The sequence below is a fragment of the Hydrogenophaga sp. FW305-3-2-15-A-LB1 genome (assembly GCF_058787875.1).
Genome location: NZ_JBYTAE010000046.1, coordinates 1 through 19,297, shown reverse-complemented (window position 1 = coordinate 19,297; position 19,297 = coordinate 1). Strand labels below are relative to the sequence as shown.

At 70.0% G+C, this 19,297-nt stretch carries 17 protein-coding genes and 1 riboswitch; of the genes, 6 read left to right on the top strand and 11 right to left on the bottom strand.

From position 1 onward, the window contains the following. Positions 1-50: 50 nt before the first annotated feature. The 3 genes from AC3WPZ_RS15250 (at position 51) to AC3WPZ_RS15240 (ending at position 3,632) form a co-directional block, all read left to right on the top strand. Entirely contained in the window at positions 51-305 is a 255-nt protein-coding gene (locus AC3WPZ_RS15250; RefSeq protein WP_492440372.1) for a ParD-like family protein, read from the top strand. Next, entirely contained in the window at positions 305-1,096 is a 792-nt protein-coding gene (gene map, locus AC3WPZ_RS15245; protein WP_492440370.1) for a type I methionyl aminopeptidase, read from the top strand. The genes AC3WPZ_RS15250 and map overlap by 1 nt, the downstream gene beginning before the upstream one ends. A 29-nt stretch (positions 1,097-1,125) precedes the next feature. Further along, positions 1,126-1,215: riboswitch (glycine riboswitch) on the top strand. Between the two features lie 128 nt (positions 1,216-1,343). Next, positions 1,344-3,632: a penicillin-binding protein 1A gene (locus AC3WPZ_RS15240; RefSeq protein WP_492440368.1), complete on the top strand. Its 2,289-nt coding sequence runs from the start codon at positions 1,344-1,346 to the stop codon at positions 3,630-3,632. Between the two features lie 295 nt (positions 3,633-3,927). On the opposite strand, the gene minE is transcribed toward AC3WPZ_RS15240, so the two are convergent. The 6 genes from minE to AC3WPZ_RS15210 form a co-directional block, all read right to left on the bottom strand. Then, positions 3,928-4,188: a cell division topological specificity factor MinE gene (gene minE, locus AC3WPZ_RS15235; RefSeq protein WP_204735402.1), complete on the bottom strand. Its 261-nt coding sequence runs from the start codon at positions 4,186-4,188 to the stop codon at positions 3,928-3,930. Positions 4,189-4,191: 3 nt separating this feature from the next. After that, positions 4,192-5,007, bottom strand: a complete 816-nt coding sequence (minD, locus tag AC3WPZ_RS15230; protein WP_291116397.1) for a septum site-determining protein MinD — start codon at positions 5,005-5,007, stop codon at positions 4,192-4,194. A gap of 35 nt (positions 5,008-5,042) precedes the next feature. Next, positions 5,043-5,810 (bottom strand): septum site-determining protein MinC, encoded by a 768-nt coding sequence (gene minC / locus AC3WPZ_RS15225; RefSeq protein ID WP_382322644.1) that lies wholly within the window; start codon positions 5,808-5,810, stop codon positions 5,043-5,045. Between the two features lie 410 nt (positions 5,811-6,220). Beyond that, the gene (locus tag AC3WPZ_RS15220; protein WP_492434529.1) at positions 6,221-6,838 is read right to left on the bottom strand and encodes a Spy/CpxP family protein refolding chaperone; all 618 of its coding nucleotides are present in this window, start codon (positions 6,836-6,838) and stop codon (positions 6,221-6,223) included. A 64-nt stretch (positions 6,839-6,902) separates the two neighbouring features. After that, positions 6,903-7,457: a Cu(I)-responsive transcriptional regulator gene (gene cueR / locus AC3WPZ_RS15215; protein WP_444687793.1), complete on the bottom strand. Its 555-nt coding sequence runs from the start codon at positions 7,455-7,457 to the stop codon at positions 6,903-6,905. A gap of 4 nt (positions 7,458-7,461) precedes the next feature. Next, positions 7,462-7,659, bottom strand: a complete 198-nt coding sequence (locus AC3WPZ_RS15210; RefSeq protein ID WP_444687794.1) for a cation transporter — start codon at positions 7,657-7,659, stop codon at positions 7,462-7,464. 141 nt (positions 7,660-7,800) lie between these two features. Between AC3WPZ_RS15210 and AC3WPZ_RS15205 the strand changes: the two genes are divergently transcribed. Together AC3WPZ_RS15205 and AC3WPZ_RS15200 are read left to right on the top strand one after the other, a co-directional pair. Beyond that, positions 7,801-10,125, top strand: a complete 2,325-nt coding sequence (locus AC3WPZ_RS15205) for a heavy metal translocating P-type ATPase (RefSeq protein ID WP_492440365.1) — start codon at positions 7,801-7,803, stop codon at positions 10,123-10,125. 87 nt (positions 10,126-10,212) lie between these two features. Beyond that, positions 10,213-10,815 carry a hemerythrin domain-containing protein gene (locus tag AC3WPZ_RS15200; protein ID WP_492440363.1) on the top strand — a complete coding sequence of 201 codons (603 nt, stop codon included), beginning with the start codon at positions 10,213-10,215 and terminating at the stop codon, positions 10,813-10,815. Here the strand turns inward: AC3WPZ_RS15200 and AC3WPZ_RS15195 are convergent. Next, positions 10,812-12,164: a transaminase gene (locus tag AC3WPZ_RS15195; RefSeq protein ID WP_492434533.1), complete on the bottom strand. Its 1,353-nt coding sequence runs from the start codon at positions 12,162-12,164 to the stop codon at positions 10,812-10,814. The two genes, AC3WPZ_RS15200 and AC3WPZ_RS15195, sit on opposite strands and share 4 nt — an antisense overlap. A 118-nt stretch (positions 12,165-12,282) precedes the next feature. Here AC3WPZ_RS15195 and AC3WPZ_RS15190 point away from each other — a divergent pair, with 118 nt between their 5' ends. Then, positions 12,283-13,503 (top strand): YbfB/YjiJ family MFS transporter, encoded by a 1,221-nt coding sequence (locus AC3WPZ_RS15190; RefSeq protein WP_492440361.1) that lies wholly within the window; start codon positions 12,283-12,285, stop codon positions 13,501-13,503. A 98-nt stretch (positions 13,504-13,601) separates the two neighbouring features. On the opposite strand, the gene gstA is transcribed toward AC3WPZ_RS15190, so the two are convergent. The 4 genes from gstA to AC3WPZ_RS15170 all read right to left on the bottom strand — a co-directional run. Beyond that, positions 13,602-14,207, bottom strand: coding sequence for a glutathione transferase GstA (gstA, locus tag AC3WPZ_RS15185; RefSeq protein WP_382322649.1), 606 nt, complete (start codon positions 14,205-14,207; stop codon positions 13,602-13,604). 86 nt (positions 14,208-14,293) lie between these two features. Next, a complete protein-coding gene (locus tag AC3WPZ_RS15180) occupies positions 14,294-16,771 on the bottom strand; it encodes a hypothetical protein (protein WP_492440359.1) in 2,478 nt (825 codons plus the stop codon). Positions 16,772-16,847: 76 nt separating this feature from the next. Next, complete coding sequence (locus tag AC3WPZ_RS15175) at positions 16,848-18,632, bottom strand: ATP-binding response regulator (RefSeq protein ID WP_492440357.1); 1,785 nt, start codon at positions 18,630-18,632, stop codon at positions 16,848-16,850. Continuing rightward, a partial coding sequence (locus AC3WPZ_RS15170) for a response regulator transcription factor (RefSeq protein ID WP_492440355.1) occupies positions 18,629-19,297 on the bottom strand: 669 nt, incomplete at its 5' end. The genes AC3WPZ_RS15170 and AC3WPZ_RS15175, both read right to left, overlap by 4 nt.

Sequence of the window (19,297 nt, the reverse complement as noted above, 5' to 3'; positions counted from 1 at the left end):
TCCACCTTGAGGCGTATATAATTCATATACGTTTCATATAAAGGTGGTGAATGGGGATCGTCAAGATTTCGGACCTGATGCACGAGAACCTGCGCGTGGCGGGGAATGCGCTGAGCAGGTCCATCAATGCGCAGGCCGAACACTGGATGCGGGTTGGCATGCTGACCGAGCTTCACCCGGGGCTGGACCACCGGGAGATCTGCCAGCTGTTGGTGCGGGCGGAGCTCGCGGGGGGCCTGGACATCACCGTGGCGGCCGCGACCCCGCCGGGCAAGTCCCGCACAGCCCCGGCGGGCCAGCGCTAGTGGCTCGCGGCATCACCATCAAGTCCGCCGAGGACATCGAGATGGCGCGGCGCGCCGGCAGGCTGGCCGCGGAGGTGCTCGGCATGATCGAGCCCCACGTCGTCCCCGGGGTCAGCACGGAGACGCTGGACCGGATCTGCCACGACCACATCGTGAACGTCCAGGGCGCCATCCCGGCCAACCTGGGGTACCACGGGTACCCCAAGACCATCCTCACCTCCGTCAACCAGGTGGTCTGCCACGGCATCCCCTCGCCCGACAAGCTGCTGAAGAAGGGCGACATCATCAACATCGATGTGGCCGTCAACCAGGACGGCTGGTTCGGCGACACCAGCCGCATGTACTTCGTCGGCACACCCAACGTGCTGGCCCGGCGTCTGGTGGAGACCACCTACGAAGCCCTGCTGGCCGGCATCCGGCAGGTCAGGCCCGGCGCGACGCTGGGGGACATTGGCCATGCCATCCAGTCCGTCGCCCATCGAGAGCACTTCAGCGTGGTGCGCGAGTACTGCGGGCACGGCATTGGCCGGATCTACCACGAAGAACCGAACGTGCTTCACCATGGCCGGCGCGGCGAGGGGCTCAGGCTGGAGCCGGGGATGGTCTTCACCATCGAACCCATGCTCAACGCAGGCCGGCGCGAGACCCGGACCTTGGCCGATGGGTGGACCGTCGTGACCAAAGACCGCTCCCTGTCCGCCCAGTGGGAACACATGGTGGCCGTCACGCCCGAGGGACACGAGGTGCTCACGCCCTGGCCGGGTGGCACGGGTGCCCGCGCACCGGTGTGACGCCCGGGTTTTGACCCTCTGATAGACTGCGACGCTCTGCGGGAGAGCGAGGCGTGTCGCGCCTCCGCCGAAGGCGCAAACTCCCATGATCGCTCAGGCCACCGGACCGCAGACACATTTCGCCGACTGGAGAGAGGCCGAGCCGCACCGCGCGCGCACCGGCACACCGAAGGGGCAGACTGCCGACGCAGTCGAAACTCTCAGGTAAAAGGACAGGGGGAGAGGCGCTTTCACCTGAGCCTTGCCCATGTTCTCCTTTCGAACCCCTTTCACGGCCCGGTTCTTCGCCGCGCTGGCCCTTGGCCTGTGCATCGGCGTTGCCCTCGGCGCCGCCCATGCCTTGCACCGCCTGTGGCAGCAGGTGCCCGAGGTTGGTCACCTGGCCCACTACGAACCGATGCTGCCCATGCGCATCCACGCCAGGGACGGCAGCCTGCTCGCCGAGTACGGCGAAGAGCGGCGCGAGTTCGTGCCGATCGAGCGCATCCCGTTGCGCATGCAGCAGGCCTTGCTGGCCATCGAGGACGCGCGGTTCCACGAACACGGGGCGGTGGACTACGCGGGCCTCGTTCGCGCGGCGCTCGGCAACCTCCTGGCCGGTGGGCACGCGCAAGGTGGCAGCACCATCTCCATGCAGGTCGCGCGGGTCTTCTTCCTGAGCCGGGAGAAGACCTACCGGCGCAAGGTCATGGAGATCATGCTGGCCTACAAGCTCGAATCGGTCTACAGCAAGGACAAGATCCTGGAGCTGTACATGAACCAGATCTACCTGGGCGAACGGGCCTACGGTTTCGCGGCGGCCGCATCGGTCTACTTCGACAAGACGCTCGACCAGCTCAGCGTCGCCGAGGCGGCCATGCTGGCCGGCCTGCCCAAGGCGCCCTCCGCCTACAACCCGGTCGCCAACCGCGAGCGCGCCACCGTGCGCCAGCAGCACATTCTCAAGCGCATGCGCGAGCTGGGGCATCTCGATGAGCCGGCCTATGAGCAGGCCCGCGCCGAGCCCCTGACCTTGGCGCTGAACCACCCGTCGACCGACCCGGCATCGGCCTACGCGGTCGAACAGGTTCGCAAGATGCTGGTGGAGCGTTATGGGGACGAGGCCTACTCGCGGGGCCTGGATGTGACCACCACCATCCACGTGGCCGAGCAGCGCGCCGCCACCCATGCCTTGCGCGCCGGCCTGTTGAATGCACAGCACCAGCGCGGCCCCGCGGGGCCGGAAGGCCATCTGAAGCAAGCCGTGCAGGCCGACGACCCGGCCGGCATCCGCCGGGCCCTCGCGCCCTACCGGGACAGTGGCGCCTTGCGCGTGGCCACCGTGCTGGAAGCCTCGACCTCCGCCGGCATCACGGCCGCCCTGCGCGACGGCACCGTGATTCGCATTGCACGCCACACGCTGAGCCCGGGCAGCAGCGCGCTGCTCAAACCCGACGCACCGGCGCGCAGGCGCATCGAACCGGGTGCCGTCGTTCGTGTCGTGGCCGACACGGCCGGGCGCTGGCGGCTGACACAGCTGCCGCAGATGCAGGGCGCGCTGGTGTCCATCGATGCGAGGTCGGGTGAGATCCTGGCACTGGCCGGGGGCTTCGACTTTGCGTTCAACCAGTTCGACCACGCGGTGCAGGCGGTGCGCCAGCCGGGATCGACCTTCAAGCCCTTCGTGTTTTCCGCCGCGCTGGAAAAAGGCTATTTCCCCGGCACCCTGGTCGACGACACGCAGCGGCTGGTCACGCCCTCGGCGCGCGGCCGCAAGGCCTGGCGACCGCGCAACTACGGCAACCAGTACGAAGGCTTCATCACGGCCCGGCGGGCCCTGGCGCGCTCGAAGAACGTGGTGGCGGTCAACCTCATGGACGCCGCCGGCACGGAATATGTGCAGCAGTTCGCCACCCGTTTCGGTTTCGCGGCCGAGCTCAATCCTCCGATCCTGCCGCTGGCGCTGGGCGCGGGTGCGGTGACCCCGCTGCAGCTCACCGAGGCCTACGCGGTGTTCGCCAACGAAGGAGAACGGGTCGAGTCCCGCCTGGTGCTCAAGGTGAGCGAGCGCGGCGGTGCGGTGCTCTACGAAGCGCCGCCGGTGTCGCCCCGCGGCCAGGTGATCTCCCCACGCAATGCCTACGTGATGGACAGCATGCTGCGCGATGTGGTGCGGCACGGCACGGGGCGGCGAGCGAGCGCACTCGGGCGCGAGGACACAGCCGGCAAGACCGGCACGTCCAACGACGCACGCGATGCCTGGTTCGCCGGTTATTCATCGGGCGTCGCTTCGGTGGTGTGGATCGGGTACGACCAGTCGCGCAGCCTGGGCAACGCGACCGGGGGAAGCCTGGCATTGCCCGTCTGGACGGATTACATGAAGGTCGCCGTCGCCCAGCGGCCCGAGCAGGAGCGCCGCATGCCGGCGGACCTGGTGCCATGGGGCGACGACTACGTCTACCCGGAATCCCTGGAGGGCCCCTGCACCGTCGAGCCCCACACCTTCATCCAGGGCCCGTTCGAATGCCGCAGCGGCATCCCGGCCCCGGGGGAATGAAAAAGCGGCGTTGCTCGGCCCCGATTTGCCCCACAAACAGGCCCAGAGGAGAAGCCAGACAAGCTGGAAACCGCGTCCTTGCACCCTTCCAGCAAGAACATAGCAGCGCCGCGAAACCCGGGATGGGTGCGGCTCTTCCACCGCATCACGCCGGCAAGCCGGCGCCACCCCCTAGAGCATGGAGTCTAGGAATTGGCGGATGTTCCGCGCACCGGTGGCATGAAGTGGGCTGAAAACGGCCCGAGATGGGGGATCGGCGGCGCGAACTGCAAAAGTTCACCCGATCCGCCATCGATCACTTGCGGTCGGGCAGCTCAATCTTGACCTCGAGCACGTCCAGGTTGTCCTGGCGGTCGAGCTGGACCTTGATGTCGTCCGGGTTGATCTTGATGTACTTGCCGATCACCGCGACCAGCTCGCGCTGCAGCGCGGGCAGGTAGTCGGGCTCGGAAGCGCTGCGCCCGCTGCGCTCGTGCGCCAGGATGATCTGCAGGCGCTCCTTGGCGACGCTGGCGGTTTTCTTCTTTTCACCCAGCAGGAAAGACAGGATCGACATGCCTTACTTCCCTCCGAACAGGCGCTTGAAGAAGCCCACTTTTTCGGCCTCGATGAAGCGCAGCGGTTTGTCGGCACCGAGGAAACGGTCGATCACGTCGCTGTAGGCCTCGGCCACGTCCGTGCCCTTGAGGTGGATGGCCGGCATGCCCTGGTTGGAGGCGGTCAGCACGCTTTCGCTTTCCGGGATCACGCCGATCAGCTTGATGCGCAGGATGTCCTGGATGTCGCTGAGCGAGAGCATCTGGCCATCGGCCACGCGGCCCGGGTTGTAGCGCGTGATCAGCAGGTGTTCCTTGATCGGCTCCTTGCCCTCGATGGCGCGCTGCGTCTTGCTGCCCAGCATGCCCAGGATGCGGTCGGAGTCGCGCACGCTGGAGACCTCGGGGTTGGTCACCACCAGCGCCTCGTCGGCGTAGTGCATGGCCATGAGCGCACCGGTCTCGATGCCGGCGGGCGAGTCGCAAATGATGTACTCGAAGCCCATGGCCGACAGGTCGGTCAGCACCTTGTGCACGCCTTCCTGGCTCAGGGCGTCCTTGTCGCGCGTCTGGCTGGCGGCCAGCACGAACAGGTTGTCGCACTGCTTGTCCTTGATCAGGGCCTGGTTCAGGTTGGCCTCGCCCTGGATGACGTTGATCAGGTCGTACACCACGCGGCGCTCGCAGCCCATGATCAGGTCCAGGTTGCGCAGGCCCACGTCGAAATCGATGACGGCGGTCTTGTGGCCGCGCAGGGCCAGGCCCGAGGCGAAGCTGGCGCTGGTGGTGGTCTTGCCCACGCCGCCCTTGCCGGAGGTGACGACAACAATCTTGGTCATGGTGAAAGTCCTTCGATTCGAATAAGGGGTGAGACTCAGACGCCGATGGCGTCGATCACGAGTTTGTCGCCATCGGGCCCGGGCACCAGGCGCACCTGCGCGGTCTTGCCCTGGACCGATTCGGGCAAGGCCACTTCGCTGGTGCGGTAGATGCCGGCGATGGAAATGAGTTCGGGCGCCATGGACAGCGCGAAGATGCGCGCCTCCCCGTAGCCGCGCGCACCGGCGATGGCCTTGCCACGCAGCGGCGCGTACACGTGGATGTTGCCGTCGGCGATCACCTCGGCACCCGGGTTGACCATGGCCATGACCACCAGGTCGCGGCCGCGCGCGTAAACCTGCTGGCCCGAGCGCAGGGGCTTGTCGATCACCAGCGCACCGGGCATGGGCATCGGCTGGGGCGCGGCCACGGGTTCCGGCGAGGCGGTCTCGGTCGGTACCGCCGACGGGGCGGCCCGTTGCACGGTGGCATCGGGCGCGGGCGTGAGGCCGGCGGCCACGGCCAGCGCGGTCTGTTCGATGGTGCCGCCGCGCACGGCCAGGGGCGTGAGGCGGTGCTGGCGCAGCAAGGTCTGCAGCGCGCCGAAGTCGGGCAGGGCATGGGCCTCGGCCACGTTCAACGGGTGCAGGTCGATGACCACCGGATCGTGGTCGAAGAAATCGGGCATGTCGCCAAAACGCTGGGCGAACTCCTGCGCCAGGAGATCCAGGTTGGACGACTTGAGCATCAGGGCCACCAAAGGCAGGTGGGCGCTCTTGATTTCGAAGGTGGCGGGCGCGTTTCCTGCGAGGGCGACAGACATGGGCGAAACAGATCCAAAAACGGGCCAGCCGCAGGAACGCCGGGTCGGCAGGTCTGGCTGTGAAGCGGCGCATCTTACCAGCCGGGTTGACGGGTTTTGGCCCGGGAAGGTGTGCAGGTGTCAGGGCATGTTTCAGCAACCGACGAGCGGGTTTTGCACAAACCTGTGAATAATTTTTTAACAACGCATGAGTTATCCACAGAAAAGTGGGTAACTGCCTTGTTATCCCCGTTTCGAGCGCCAAGGAACCGTGCCCTTCACACAGGCTTCTGAGCGAGCCAAGTCCTTGATCCAGCAAGAAAAAGGGCGCTTGTCCACACCGGACAGCGCCCTCTACTACTACTGCTATTTTGTATTTAAAGATTTAGAAGAATAGTGGAACGGGAACCCGGCGCGGTCCGGGCGCCTGTTCAGGTCGGCTTTTTCACGCCCGGTTGCTCGCCGTGGTGCCGATGCTCACCCCGGTGGCCGCGGTGCATGCCGGCGCGCTGGAAGCCGCCCAGGTGTTTTGAATCAAAGACTTTTTGTTGATCGGCGTTCAACACCGCGTAGAAGCTCTTGATCGCGTCGACGCGTTTGGCCATCGCGGCGTCGCGCTCGGCTTTCAGGGCCTGCATCTTGTCCAGGCGCTGCGGGGTGGTCAGCTTGGACCAGTCTTCCCGGGTGCCCTGGCGCGGCATGGCGCCGACCTGAGGCTGGGTGCGGGCGATGAAGGCGTTCCAGGCCGGTTCCTGCTCGGGGGTGAGCTTGAGCTCGGCCTTGAAGGCCGCCTGGCGCTCGGCCATGCGCTTCTGCATCTGGGCGTGGCGTTCGGCGCGTTTCTGGTCGCGCTGCTCGGCGGTGGGGGCAGCGGGTTTGACGGCCGGCTTGGCCGCCGTGTCGGCCTGGGCCACGACGGTGTCGGCCGTGCCGGCGGCCAGGGCCGAGGGGTGCAGGGCCGAGGCCTGCACCAGGGCGGTGGCGAAGGTGCCCACCAGGGCGGTGGCCAGGGTGGTGGCGATCAGCGCGCGTTTCGGAAGCGATTTCATGAGGACTCCTGGTGTCTGTTGAGGATGGATCTCCACAGGACAGGTGTCGGGCTGCGGAGTGGTTTCAGTGTCTGGCGCGCGTGTTTCCACCCCGTGCCGCCGATGTGGCGGGTTTGTAAAGTTTTGTGCTGCTTTTTGCAGCAACTGTGCAAGCGGGGTGGCTCAGGTCGTCGAGGATGGGACAGTCGGGTCGGTCGTCGCCGGGGCACAGGTGCAGCAGCTGGTCCAGCGTGCGCTGCATGGCCTGCAGGGCTTCGATGCGCTGGGCCAGTTCGTCCAGGTGTTTCTGCGTGATGCGCTTGACGCTGGCGCTGCTGCGCCGGCGGTTGTGCCAGAGGCTCACGAGTTCGGTGATGGCGTCCAGGCCGAAGCCCATGTCGCGCGCACGGCGGATGAAGCGCAGCGTGTGCACGTCGGCCAGGCTGTACTGGCGGTAGTTGCTGTCGGTGCGGGGCACGGGCGTGAGCAGGCCCAGGCTCTCGTAGTGGCGCAGCATCTTGGGCGAGATGCCGCTGAGCTGCGCCGCCTTGCCGATGCTGACCGGCCAGTGGATCAGCGCGTCGCCCGGGTCTTGCTCGCCGGCGGGGGCCAGCGCGTGCAGAAGGCGGTCGGTGGCCATGGGGTCAGGCCGCCACTTGGTAGCCTTCTTCGCGGATCGCTTCGGCCAGGGCTTCGCGCGTCTGCGTGCTGTTCACCTCGACGCGGTTCTGGCCGCGGTCGATGCGGACTTCGGCCTGGGGATCGAGCAGCTTGATGGCGGTGGTCACGGACTTTTCGCAGTGGCCGCAGGTCATGCCGTGCACATCGAGGACTTGTTTCATGGTGTCTTTCTTCAAAGGTGGATGGAACATGAAGCCATTGTGATCCTTGACATGGTGTCAAGGTCAAGCGGTGGCCGCGCTGTCACAGTTCGCTACAAGCGCGTTTGACCTTCCCATGGTGGTAAAGCTTATGCTGACCCCATGAACACGATCGCTGCCTCTCCCGACGCCGGTGCCACCTTCTCGACCTATCCACTGACCCAGATCGATCTGGGTGTGGGCGGCATGACCTGCGCCTCGTGCGTGACGCGGGTCGAGAAGGCCTTGCGCAAGCAACCGGGCGTGAGCGACGCCACCGTGAACCTGGCCACCGAGTCGGCGCGCGTCACGCTCAGTGGCGTGGACGAGGCCGAATCGCTGGCGCGCATCAAGCGCGCCGTGCGCGACGCGGGTTACGAGCCGCGCACGCTGGAAGCCCTGGACGAGGAGGACACCGAGCGCGTGATGGGCGTGCCGCGCGACCTGCTGCCGGTGCTGATCGGTGTGTTGCTCTCGGCACCGCTGGTGCTGCCCATGGTGGGGGACCTGTTCGGCCAGCACTGGATGCTGCCGGCCTGGATCCAGTTCCTGCTGGCCACGCCGGTGCAGTTCGTGTTGGGCGCGCGTTTCTACCGCGCCGGCTGGCACGCGCTCAAGGCGCGCACCGGCAACATGGAACTGCTGGTGGCGATCGGCACCACGGCCGGTTGGGCGCTGTCGACCTGGCTGTGGTGGCGCGCCGAAGCGGGCGAGGTGCCGCACCTGTACTACGAGGCCTCGGCGGTGGTGATCACGCTGGTGCTGCTGGGCAAGTGGCTGGAGGCGCGCGCCAAGCGCCAGACCACCACGGCCATCCGCGCGCTGCATGCGCTGCGGCCCGAGCGGGCCCACCTGTTGCCCGATGGCATTCGCCGCACCGAGACCACCGATGTGGCGGTGGACGAGCTGCTGCCGGGCGATGTGATCCGCGTGTTGCCGGGTGAGCGCTTCGCGGCCGACGGCACGGTGGTGCAGGGGCACACCCAGGCCGACGAGTCCATGCTGACCGGCGAGTCCCTGCCGGTGTCCAAGGACGTGGGCGATGGCGTGACCGGCGGCTCGCTCAACGGCGAGGGCGCGGTGGACGTGCGGGTGCGCGCGGTCGGCGCGCAAAGCGTGCTGGCCCAGATCATCGGCCTGGTGCAGGACGCGCAGGCCGGCAAGGCACCGGTGCAGCGCATGGTGGACCAGGTGGCGGCCGTGTTCGTGCCGGTGGTGCTGGTGATCGCGCTGGTGACGCTGCTGGGCTGGCTGGGGACTGGCGCACCGATGGAAGAGGCCTTGCTGCACGCGGTGGCGGTGCTGGTGATCGCCTGCCCCTGTGCCTTGGGCCTGGCCACACCCGCGGCCATCATGGCCGGCACCGGCGTGGCGGCGCAGCACGGCATCCTGATCAAGGACGCGCAGGCGCTGGAGATCGCGCACAAGGTCGACACGGTGGCCTTCGACAAGACGGGCACGCTGACCGAGGGCCACCCGCGCCTGACGGTGATCGAGGCCGCACCGGGCGTGGACGAGATCGCCGTGCTGCAGGTGGCGGCGGCGCTGCAGGCGCAGAGCGCGCACCCGCTGGCGCGCGCGGTGCTGGAGGCCGCGGCCTCCAGGTCCATCAAGGTGGCGCCGGACGCCGCGCAGGACGTGCAGGCGGTCTCGGGCCGGGGCAGCCAGGGGCGCGTCAACGGCGCGCTGCTGGCCCTGGGCAGCCTGCGCTGGATGGGTGAGCTCGGCGCGAAGCTGGGCCCGCTGGACGAGCGCGCCAAGGCCTTGCAGGCCGAGGGCGCGACGGTGTCGGTGCTGGCCAGCCAGACGCCGGGTGATGCGGCCTCGGCCGCCACCTGGGCGCCCCTGGCCCTGCTGGCCTTCGGTGACGAGCCCAAGGCCGGCGCGGCCGAGGCCATTGCCGGCCTGCGGGCGCAGGGCATGCGGCTGTTCATGGTCTCGGGCGACAACCGCGGTGCGGCGCTGGCCATGGCCTCGCGGCTGGGCCTGCGCGCGGACCACGACGAGGTGATCGCCGAGGTGCTGCCGGGCGACAAGGCGACCGTGGTGCGCAAGTTGCGCGCGGCCGTGGTGGGCGACCGCCTGCACACCGTGGCCATGGTGGGCGATGGCGTGAACGACGCGCCCGCGCTGGCCGCCGCCGACGTGGGCATGGCCATGAGCCACAGCCAGGGCGCGAGCGCCGACGTGGCCATGCACGCCGCCGGCATCACGCTCATGCGCGGCGACCCGCTGCTGGTGGCGGCCGCGCTGGACATCTCGCGCCGCACGGTGCGCAAGATCCGGCAGAACCTGTTCTGGGCCTTTGCCTACAACGTGGCCGGCATCCCGCTGGCCGCGCTGGGCTTTCTCAGCCCGGTGGTGGCGGGCGCGGCCATGGCCCTGAGCTCGGTGAGCGTGGTTGGCAACGCGCTGCTGCTCAAGCGCTGGAAGCCGCCGCAGCGCTGAGCCCGCGCTCAAGGCTTGATGCACGTCAAGGCGCGCGCGCGGCCGTCGCGCGATGCTCGGGGCTCCTGCAGGAGGAGGAGACTTCCCATGACGACGACACACGACGCCGTGCGCGTGATCCTTGACGAGCACGCCAGCCTGAGCGCGATGCTGACCACGCTGTCGCAGATGGTGCGGATCGGCCCCGATGCGTCCGGCGAGGGCGGCCCCGAGCGTTACTTCGACGTGCTGCGCGCGATGCTGTTCTACATCGACGCCTTCCCCGAGAAGAACCACCACCCCAAGGAATCCAACCTGCTGTTCCCGCGCCTGGCGCTCGCGGCGCCGCAGCTGATGCCCATCATCGAACAGCTCGAGCGCGACCACATGAGCGGCGAGATGCGGGTGCGCGAACTGATGCACCTGCTGATGGCCTGGGAGTACATGGGCGACCTGCACCGCCCGGCCTTCGTGGCCGAGGCGCAGCGCTACGTGGCGTTTTATCTGGACCACATGCGGCTGGAAGAAACCGCCCTGCTGCCGGTGGCCGAGAAGGTGCTGACCGAGGCGGACTGGGCCGTGCTGGACGAGGCCTTCACCCGGCACACCGACCCCTTGAACCCGCGCAGGCCGCGCGACCCGCAGTTCGACCGGCTGTTCACCCGCATCGTGCTGCGCGCGCCCGCGCCGCTGGGACTGGGCGAGGCCTAGGCCGCGAGCGCGGTCAGCAGCGCATCGAAGACCTGCAGCAACTGCGCCACGTCCTGCGCGGTGGTGGCGGGCGAGACCAGCATCATGCTGTGGAAAGGCGTGAGCAGCACGCCCCGGTTGAGCATGAAGAGGTGGGTGAGGGCTTCGAGTCCGGCCTGGGCGTGGTCGCGCACGTCCTGCGCGTCGCGCGGGGTGTGCGGCATGAACTGCAGCTCCAGGCGCGCGCCCAGGCGCGTCACCGTCCAGGGTTTGGCGGCGCGGGCGATGCGCTCGCGCAAACCGGTTTCGAGCCGCTCGGCCAGCGCCAGCATGGGGGTGTAGCTGGCATCGGTGTGCAGGTGGGTGAGCGCGGCCTGCAGCGCGGCGAGTGTGAGCGGATTGCCCGAGAGCGTGGTGCCGATGCCGCTGTGGCCTTCGGGCGCGGCGTCCTTGGCGCGCGCCATGCGGTCGGCCATCTCGGCGGTGAAGCCATAGACCGCGCAGGGCAGGCCGCCGGCCACCGCCTTGCCGACCACCAGGAAATCGGGCTCCAGCGCGTGGGCCCGCGCGTAGCCGCCCAGCGCGGTGGAGATGGTGTGGGTTTCGTCGCACACGAACAGCGCGCCGTGCCGGCGGCACAGGTCGCGCGCCGCGTCCCAGAAGCCGGGCGCGGGTGGCACCAGGCCGAAGTTGGTGAGCGCGGGCTCGGCCAGCAGGCAGGCCACATCGCCCCGGGCCAGCGCGGCCTCGAGCGCGGGCAGGTCGTTGAAGGGCACGACGCGCGTGAAGGCCGCGTGGTTGTGGACCTGGCCGAGCACCGAGGCGCGCGGCAGCGTGCGGCCGGTCGCGGGGTCCAGGTCCACCAGGGTGTCGTCCACCGCGCCGTGGTAACAGCCGTCGAACACCAGCAGCTGGGGCCGCCGGGTGATGGCGCGCGCCCAGCGCAGCACGAAGCGATTGGCGTCGCTGGCGGTCAGCGCCAGCTGCCACATCGGCAGGCCGAACACGCGCGCGAGCCCTTCGCCCACCGCCACCGCGTTGGCCGCCGGCAGCATGCAGGTGAGGCCTTGCGCGGCCTGCTGCGCGATGGCCTGGGCCAGCGGTGCCGGGCTGTGGCCGAACATGGCGCCGGTGTCGCCGAGGCAGAAGTCGGTGTGCCGCAGGCCGTCCACGCAGGTGAGCGAGGCGCCTTGCGCTTCGCGCACGAACAGCGCGGCGGGGCTGGGCCAGTCGCGCATCCAGTGCAGGGGCACGCCGAACAGGTAGTGGGCCTGCGCGGCCTGGGCGAGTGCCAGGGATTGCGGGTGCGTGGCGATGAAACGTTCGCGCTCGGCTTGCTGGAGCGCGGCGATGTGTCGAGGGTCGGGCATGGCGCCAGCTTAAGCGCGGTGGCGCGGTGTGGGGCCGCTGCGTGGCAGTGGACATTTCGTTGCGCGCCGAATTGGCACCGGTGCGGTGGGGCACCGCTTGGACCACAATGGCCCAGCCATGAACCCACGCACCGAACCCGTCTCCCTCACCGACATGCCCGACACCACGCCCTACGTGCGGCTCGCGCTGGCGCTCTCGCTCGGCGCGGCGGTGTCGCTGGGCATCACGCGCTTCGCCTACGGCCTGCTGCTGCCGCCGATGCGCGAGGACCTGGGCTGGAGCTACACGCTGGCCGGCGCGATGAACACCTTCAACGCGCTGGGCTACCTGATCGGCGCGCTGGCCACGCCCTGGCTGATGCGGCGTTTTTCGCCCACCGGCCTGCTGCTGTCGGGCTCGCTGCTGGCCTCGCTGTTCATGGGCCTGAGCGGTTTCTTCACGGCCGCCGCGCCGCTGCTCGCTCAGCGCCTGCTGGCGGGTGTGGCGAGTGCGGTGGTGTTCATCGTGGGCGGGCTGCTGGCCGCGCGGCTGGGCGCGCGCCAGCCGCGGCGCAGCGGCTTCCTGCTGGGCCTGTACTACGGCGGCACGGGGCTGGGCATCGTGGTCTCGGCGCTGGGCGTGCCGCCGGTGCTGGCGGCGGCGTCCCAGCCGCACGGCTGGGCCTGGGCCTGGTGGGGGCTGGCGCTGGTCTGCCTGCTGGCCACCGCGCTCATGGCCTGGCCGGCGCACGTGCTGGCCGCTCACGCCGTGCCATCGGCCAGCGCGCAGGCGGGCGGCGGGCGTGTGTTCCAGGTGCGCGACTTCGTGTTCTCGCTCGCGGGTTACGCGGGCTTTGGCGTGGGCTACATCGGCTACATGACCTTCGTGATCGCGCTGCTGCGCGAGCAGGGCGGTTCGTCCGGCTCGATCACGCTGTTCTATGCCTTGCTCGGGGTGGCGGTGGTGGCCTCGTCGCGCATCTGGGCCGGCCTGCTGGACCGGCACCGCGACGGCCAGGCACTGGCGCGGCTCAACGCCTTGCTGGGCGTGGCGGCCATCGTGCCGGCGCTCACCAGCAGCTGGCCGCTGGTGCTGACCTCGGGCCTGGTGTTCGGGGGGGTGTTCCTGTCGGTGGTGGCCTCGACCACCGCGCTGGTGCGGCACAACCTGCCGCCCGCGCAGTGGGCCGCGGGCATCAGCGCCTTCACCATCGTGTTCGCGGCCGGCCAGATCGTCGGCCCCACGGTGGTGGGCTTCATCGCCGACGGCCCGGGCGGCCTGGCGCGCGGCCTGGTGTTCTCGGCCGTCGCGCTGTGGCTGGGCGCGGCGTTCGCGATGAAGCAAAAGGCGCTGGTGTGAGACAACGCCCTCCAGGGTGCCCGTGGAACCGGCTTTGCCGGGCCGCCAGGCACGCCCCCTGGAGGGGGTGACGCCGCAGGCGGCGCGGGGGTGCTTCTCTAGATCAGGCCTTCGGCCTTCATGGCGGCCTGCACGGCCGGGCGGGCACCCACGCGGGCGCGGTAGGCCGTGAGGTTGGCCAGGCCGGTGATGTCCACGCCCACGCGCGGCGCCCAGTTGGTGACGGTGAACAGGTAACCGTCGGCCACGCTGAAGTCGTTGCCCATCAGGTACTGCTTGCCGGCGAGCTGGCTGTCGACCCACTTCAGGCGCTGGCCCAGCTTGTCCTTGGTGGCGGTCTTCACCTCGTCGGGCGTGGCCGGGTTGAACAGCGGCGAGAAGCTCTTGTGCACCTCGGTGCCGATGAAGTTCAGCCATTCCTGCAGGTGGTAGCGCGCCAGCGTGCCGTTGGCCGGGGCGAGGTTCTTCTGCGGCACCTGGTCGGCGATGTACTGCACGATGGCCGGGCCTTCGCGCAGGCGCTCGCCGCCGTCGAGTTCGAGCAGGGGCACGTAGCCCAGCGGGTTGATGGTGTAGTAGTCGGTGCCGTCGGGCAGCTGGTGCGTCTTGGTGGGCGCGGGCACGGCCTCGAAGGCCAGGCCGGCTTCGTGCAGGGCGATGTGCGGGGAGAGCGAGCAGGCGCCCGGGGAGTAGTAGAGCTTCATGTGTGGTCGTCCTCAGGAAGGCGCCGCCGGATGGCGGCACCGGGCCCGATGCTACCGGCGCCCGGGATTTCCTGCTGGCCAGGGCCCTAGCGGAACACGTTGGCCCAGATGTCCAGCCGCGCGTTGACGGTGTCCTGATCCCACACCACGAGGGCGTTGCCGTTGGCGTCCATGGCCACCGAGCAGCGGTTGACGCCGCCGGTGTTCACCGCGTCGAGCAGCGTGGGCGCGCTCCAGCTGCCGGTGGCCACGCGGTGGTGGCTGCCGTAGAGGTCGCGGTGGTTGCCGCCGGAGAGGGTGTGGCTCCAGACCACGGTGGCGTTGCCGGCGGGGTCCATGGCCACCTGGGGCTCGCCTTCGCTGTCGCTCGCGCCCAGCGGGGTGTCCAGCCGCACCGCCGCGCCCCAGGCGCCCGCGCCCACGCGGCGGCGCGCCCAGGTCTGCAGGCCGTCGGCCAACGATTCCTGCCAGACCGCCGTGGCCGTGCCATTGGCGTTCATCGCAACGCGGGCCCGGGCGCTGTTGTCCGTGCCGCCGCCCGACAAGACCTCGGCCGCGCCCCAGGTGCCGCCGGCGTAGCGCCGTGCGTACACGGTGGACGAGGTGGTGGCCGTGCCCTGCGACCAGACGGCGAGGGTGTTGCCGGTGGCGTCGGCCGCGAGGGCCGGTGCGCCCAGGCTGAAGCTGGTGTTGTTGTCGTCCAGCAGGTCGGCGCTGGACCAGCCGACGCCGTTGAACCGGTTGTGCCAGACCCGCGGAACCCCGGCGCTGATCTGCGTCCAGACCGCCAGGGCGCTGCCGTTGGCGAACACCTGGATCTGCGCGTCGGAGGCGTCGCCCGTGCCGCCGTCGATGGACGAGCCCGTCGAGTCCCAGGAGCCGCCTTGCAGGCGGGCGCTGCGCACGCGCTCGAAGTTGCCGTCGTGCTGGATCCAGATCGCGCGGGCCGCGCCGCTGGCGTCCATGCCGATCTGCGGCGCGCGCGCGTGGCCGGCATTGCCTTCCACGTCCTGCGGCGCGCCCCAGGTGCCGGCGGTGTAGCTCGCCGCGACCAGGCCGCGGTGGGAGACGATGTTCTCGCGCACCCAGATGGCGACGGCGTTGCCCGCGCTGTCCACCGCGATCCGGGGCTCGGTGACGTTGCCGGAGTGGTCGTCGATCACCTGCGGCGCGCCCCAGCCGCCACCTGGGGTGTAGCGCGCGGCCCAGATGTTGTCGAAGCTGCCGTTGCCCTGCGCCCAGACCGCGAAGGCGTTGCCCTGGCTGTCGGTGGCGACCACGGGGTTGAAGGCGCGGGCGACATCGTTCGATTCGATCAATGCCGCACCCTGCCAGGCCTGGGTCGCGCCAGCGGTGCAGTTCACCGCCACGTTGTTCACGTCGGCGTTGGCCGTGCCGCTGCCGTTCTGCACGGTGCAGGTCTGGCCGGCGGGCTGGGTGCCGACGGTGACGTTGTAGGGCACGCCGGTGGCCACCGGCGTGGGGAAGGTGAACGGGCCGTCGGTGTTCACGGCGAGGTCGTCCGCGCCGTTGTTGCGCAGCACCACCGTGCCGGCGAGGCCGCTGACGTTGCCGCCGATGGTCTGCGTGGTGGTGGGCACAGGGACGGCCACGTTGATGACCGTGGCGTCGTAGTAGCGCGCCTGGAAGCCGTCGCCGCGCTGGCAGGCGACGTAGGTGGCGACCACGTGGCGGCCCTGGTCGAGGTGGCTGAGCGAGAGCACCGGCAGCACGGTGGTGCCACCCGCGCCGCGCCCACCATGGGCGCCCTGCGTCAGGCCGATGTTCGCCTGGTCGTACAGCGTTTCCACCACCTGCGGGTGGCGGTCGAGCTGGCGGCGGATCATGGTGACGCGCGCGCTCGCGCAACTGGGCCAGAGGTTGTAGACCGCGGTGAAGGTCAGCGTGGCCGCGGCGTCGAGCCGGTAGGAGCCGCCCGAGCTGTTGTAGGCGTTGGAGTAGCCGGTGAGCGTGAGGGCGTTGCCGGGGTTGGCCACCACGCTGGTGTGCCCGCGTGGGGAGAAGCAGCGGTCCGGGTTGGGTGGCGCGTTGGCGGGGGTCGAACAGGCCGCGATCACCATGCCCCACGAGAAGGTGTTGCGCCGCACGCTGGCGAAACCGCCGGCGAGGGTGGCCTCGCTTTCCTGCCAGTCGGCGTCGGTGGAGGCCATCCACGCCGTCGGGCCGGTGGTGCCGGCGGGCACCGGCAGGCGGATCGTGACCGGGGTTTCGAAAGCGATGCCGTGCGGCGTGAACTCGTAGGTGGCGGCGGGCGCGGGCCAGAAGGCGTCGCGCACCGGCGCGCCCGCGCTGGAGCGCGCGATGCCGATGGTGGTGTTGCCGCGCAGCGCGCCGGGCGGGATGACCACCTGCGCGCCATCGGGCCCGGTGAGGGTGCCGCCGGCCGGGCCGATCACCGCCGTCACGCGCTCGGGCTCGGCCGGCGCCTCGGGCGGGTTGCTGCTGCCGCCGCAGGCGCCGAGCAGCGCGGGCAGCAGCACACAGGCGATGAGCCACAGCGGCAGGGACAGGCGTGGGCGTGGGGATGGTGTGACAGCGAACATGAAGACCTCCGGGCGGTGGGGCTGCCCTTGGGTCCGCACGATAGGCAAAGCCCGGTGCGCGCGACAGTGCCGAAAGTCACGACGTGAAGGCGGCGGGGGCGGTGCCCGGCGGGGCGAGGCGGGCCAGGGCCTGCAGCAGGCGGTCGGGATCGACCGGCTTGAACAGCACCGGCACGCCCGAGTCGCGCACGCGCTGCAGGCGATCGGGCGCGGTCTCGCCGGTGATCAGCAGCACGGGCAGCGCCAGGCCGAAACGCGCGCGCAGGCGCTGCGAGGCGGCCAGGCCGTCGGCGCCCTCGGCCAGGCGGTAGTCGCAGAGCATCGCGTCGAAGGGCTCTTGCCGCGCAGCGGCGGCCTGCAGGGCGAGTGCCGCGCCGTCCTCGTCGCGCGCGGTCTCCGAGGCCACGCCCCAGGTCTGGAGGAAGGCACTCAGCGCATCGGTGATGTCGGCCTCGTCGTCGACCAGCAGCACGCGGCGCGGCAGCGCCTGGCTGGCCGCCAGGGTGGCCGGCCGGCTGTAGAGGGTGGGCTCGGGCGTGGGCTTGGCGCGGGGCACGGTGACGCGAAAGCGCGTGCCATGGCCGGGCCAGGAGCGCAGGCGCACCGGGTGGTTCAACAGCAGGGAGAGCCGGCGCACGATGGACAGGCCGATGCCCAGGCCGCGCGTGCGGTCGCGGCCCGGGTTGTCGACTTGGTAGAACTCGTCGAACACGCGGTCGGCGTGCTCGGGCGCGATGCCGATGCCGGTGTCCACCACGTCGATCCAGACCTGCGCGCCGCGCGGCCGCGCCACCACCAGCACGCCGCCGCGCGCGGTGTACTTGATGGCGTTTTCGATCAGGTTGCCCAGCAGGCGCCGCAGCAGGTGCGGGTCGGTGCGCACCCACACCGGCGTGGCGCGCAGGCGCAGCTGCAGTTCGCGCTCTTCCGCGCGCGAGGCGAACGAGGGGTGCAGGGCCTGCAGCACGGTGTTGAGCGGCACGTCCTGCACATCGGCCTCGATCACGCCGGCGTCGAGCCGCGAGACGTCGAGCATGGTGTCCAGCGAGGTGCCCAGCGAATGCACCGCGCCCATGAGGCGCTGCGCGTGGGCGTGCGTGGGCTGGCCTTGCAGTTCCTTGTCGAGCACGGCACCGAAGAGCGCGATGGCGTGCAGCGGCTGGCGCAGGTCGTGGCTGGCGGCGGCGAAGAAGCGCGTCTTGTCCTCGCTGGCGCGCTGGGTGGCGGCCATCTGCCCGGCGAGCTGCTCGGCCAGCGCCTCTTTCTCGAAGCGCATCTGCAGCGAGGCGGTGAGCAGCAGGTGCTGGCGGCGCGCGAAGTGCAGCATGGCGCCGGTGTAGATGCCGACGCAGGCGCCGAGGAAGAGGTGCGTGGGGTCGCCGCGCCAGAGCAGGGCGGAGATCAGGCCGGTCATCATGGGCAGCACGAAGGCCAGCACCGAGGCCCAGCGTGGCGCCACCGACGGCACGCCGCCGCTGATGAGGCCGAGCATGATGAGCATGAGCAGCGTGGTCATGGGCAGGTCGTCGGCCGGCATGAACAGCCAGGGCGCCAGGCCCCAGGTGGCGCTGTAGTACAGCAGCTCGCGCCACTGTCGCCGGGCCCAGAACGCGCTGCGCGCGGCGGCCTGGCGGTCGCGGAAGTAGGCGTGGATGAGCGGGTAGCGCAGCACCTGGATGGTGTGCAGGCCCAGCCACACGAAGATCAGGGGGTCGCGCAGCTGCCACCAGAACAGCGCGCACAGGGCCCAGGCCAGCACCGCGTCGGCGATGGTGGAACTCAGCGAAGTGGCGTACAGCGCGGCGACCTGCTCGCGCAGCACGCGCTGCTGGGTCAGGTCGCCGGTGTCGGCTTCGCTCACCGCAACAGGCTGATGAGTTGCGCGCGCGACCTCACGCCAAAGAGCAGCAGCAGCGCCGAGACATGGTTCTTCACCGTGCCTTCGCTGAGGTGGGCGCGTTCGGCGATGTCGCGATTGGACTGCCCGGCCAGCACCCATTCCAGCACCTGCACCTGGCGGTCGGTGAGCTGCAGCGACTCGCCATTGGCGTTGTTGCGCACGCTGCGCAGCACCGGCTCGGTGGGCGCGGCGGGTCCGGGCGCCGGCGCGGGCCCGAACAGGCCCAGCGAGCGGATGTAGCCGATGACCTCCTTGAGGTCGCCCGACTTGGCGAGGTAGGCGCGCGCGCCGCGCGAGAGGGCGTGGCGCATCAGGCCGGGGTCGTTCACGCCCGAGAGCACCACCACCGGCGCCTCGGGGAAGGCCTTGACGAAGGCCGTCAGGCCCGAGAGGCCGTGGGCGTCGGGCAGGTGCAGGTCCAGCAGCACCAGGCCGATGCGCTGCCGGTAGCGGCCGTACAGCTCCATCGCCTCCTGCAGGGTGCGCGATTCCAGCACCTTGATCTGACGCCCGCTGTCGGTGGCGTGGGCCTGCACCAGGGTGAGCAGGCCCAGGCGCAGCAGGTCGTGGTCGTCCACCACCAGCAAGCCGGTGGCGCCGTGCGGGTCGGGCGCGGCGTGGGCGGG

Bases quoted from the DNA above. Each gene is read 5' to 3' on its own strand.
- AC3WPZ_RS15250 (WP_492440372.1), top strand. From the start codon at position 51: ATGGGGATCGTCAAGATTTCGGACCTGATGCACGAGAACCTGCGCGTG.
- AC3WPZ_RS15240 (WP_492440368.1), top strand. From the start codon at position 1,344: ATGTTCTCCTTTCGAACCCCTTTCACGGCCCGGTTCTTCGCCGCGCTG.
- minE (WP_204735402.1), bottom strand. From the start codon at position 4,188: ATGTCGATCCTGTCTTTCCTGCTGGGTGAAAAGAAGAAAACCGCCAGC.
- minD (WP_291116397.1), bottom strand. From the start codon at position 5,007: ATGACCAAGATTGTTGTCGTCACCTCCGGCAAGGGCGGCGTGGGCAAG.
- minC (WP_382322644.1), bottom strand. From the start codon at position 5,810: ATGTCTGTCGCCCTCGCAGGAAACGCGCCCGCCACCTTCGAAATCAAG.
- AC3WPZ_RS15220 (WP_492434529.1), bottom strand. From the start codon at position 6,838: ATGAAATCGCTTCCGAAACGCGCGCTGATCGCCACCACCCTGGCCACC.
- cueR (WP_444687793.1), bottom strand. From the start codon at position 7,457: ATGGCCACCGACCGCCTTCTGCACGCGCTGGCCCCCGCCGGCGAGCAA.
- AC3WPZ_RS15210 (WP_444687794.1), bottom strand. From the start codon at position 7,659: ATGAAACAAGTCCTCGATGTGCACGGCATGACCTGCGGCCACTGCGAA.
- AC3WPZ_RS15205 (WP_492440365.1), top strand. From the start codon at position 7,801: ATGAACACGATCGCTGCCTCTCCCGACGCCGGTGCCACCTTCTCGACC.
- AC3WPZ_RS15200 (WP_492440363.1), top strand. From the start codon at position 10,213: ATGACGACGACACACGACGCCGTGCGCGTGATCCTTGACGAGCACGCC.
- AC3WPZ_RS15195 (WP_492434533.1), bottom strand. From the start codon at position 12,164: ATGCCCGACCCTCGACACATCGCCGCGCTCCAGCAAGCCGAGCGCGAA.
- AC3WPZ_RS15190 (WP_492440361.1), top strand. From the start codon at position 12,283: ATGAACCCACGCACCGAACCCGTCTCCCTCACCGACATGCCCGACACC.
- gstA (WP_382322649.1), bottom strand. From the start codon at position 14,207: ATGAAGCTCTACTACTCCCCGGGCGCCTGCTCGCTCTCCCCGCACATC.
- AC3WPZ_RS15180 (WP_492440359.1), bottom strand. From the start codon at position 16,771: ATGTTCGCTGTCACACCATCCCCACGCCCACGCCTGTCCCTGCCGCTG.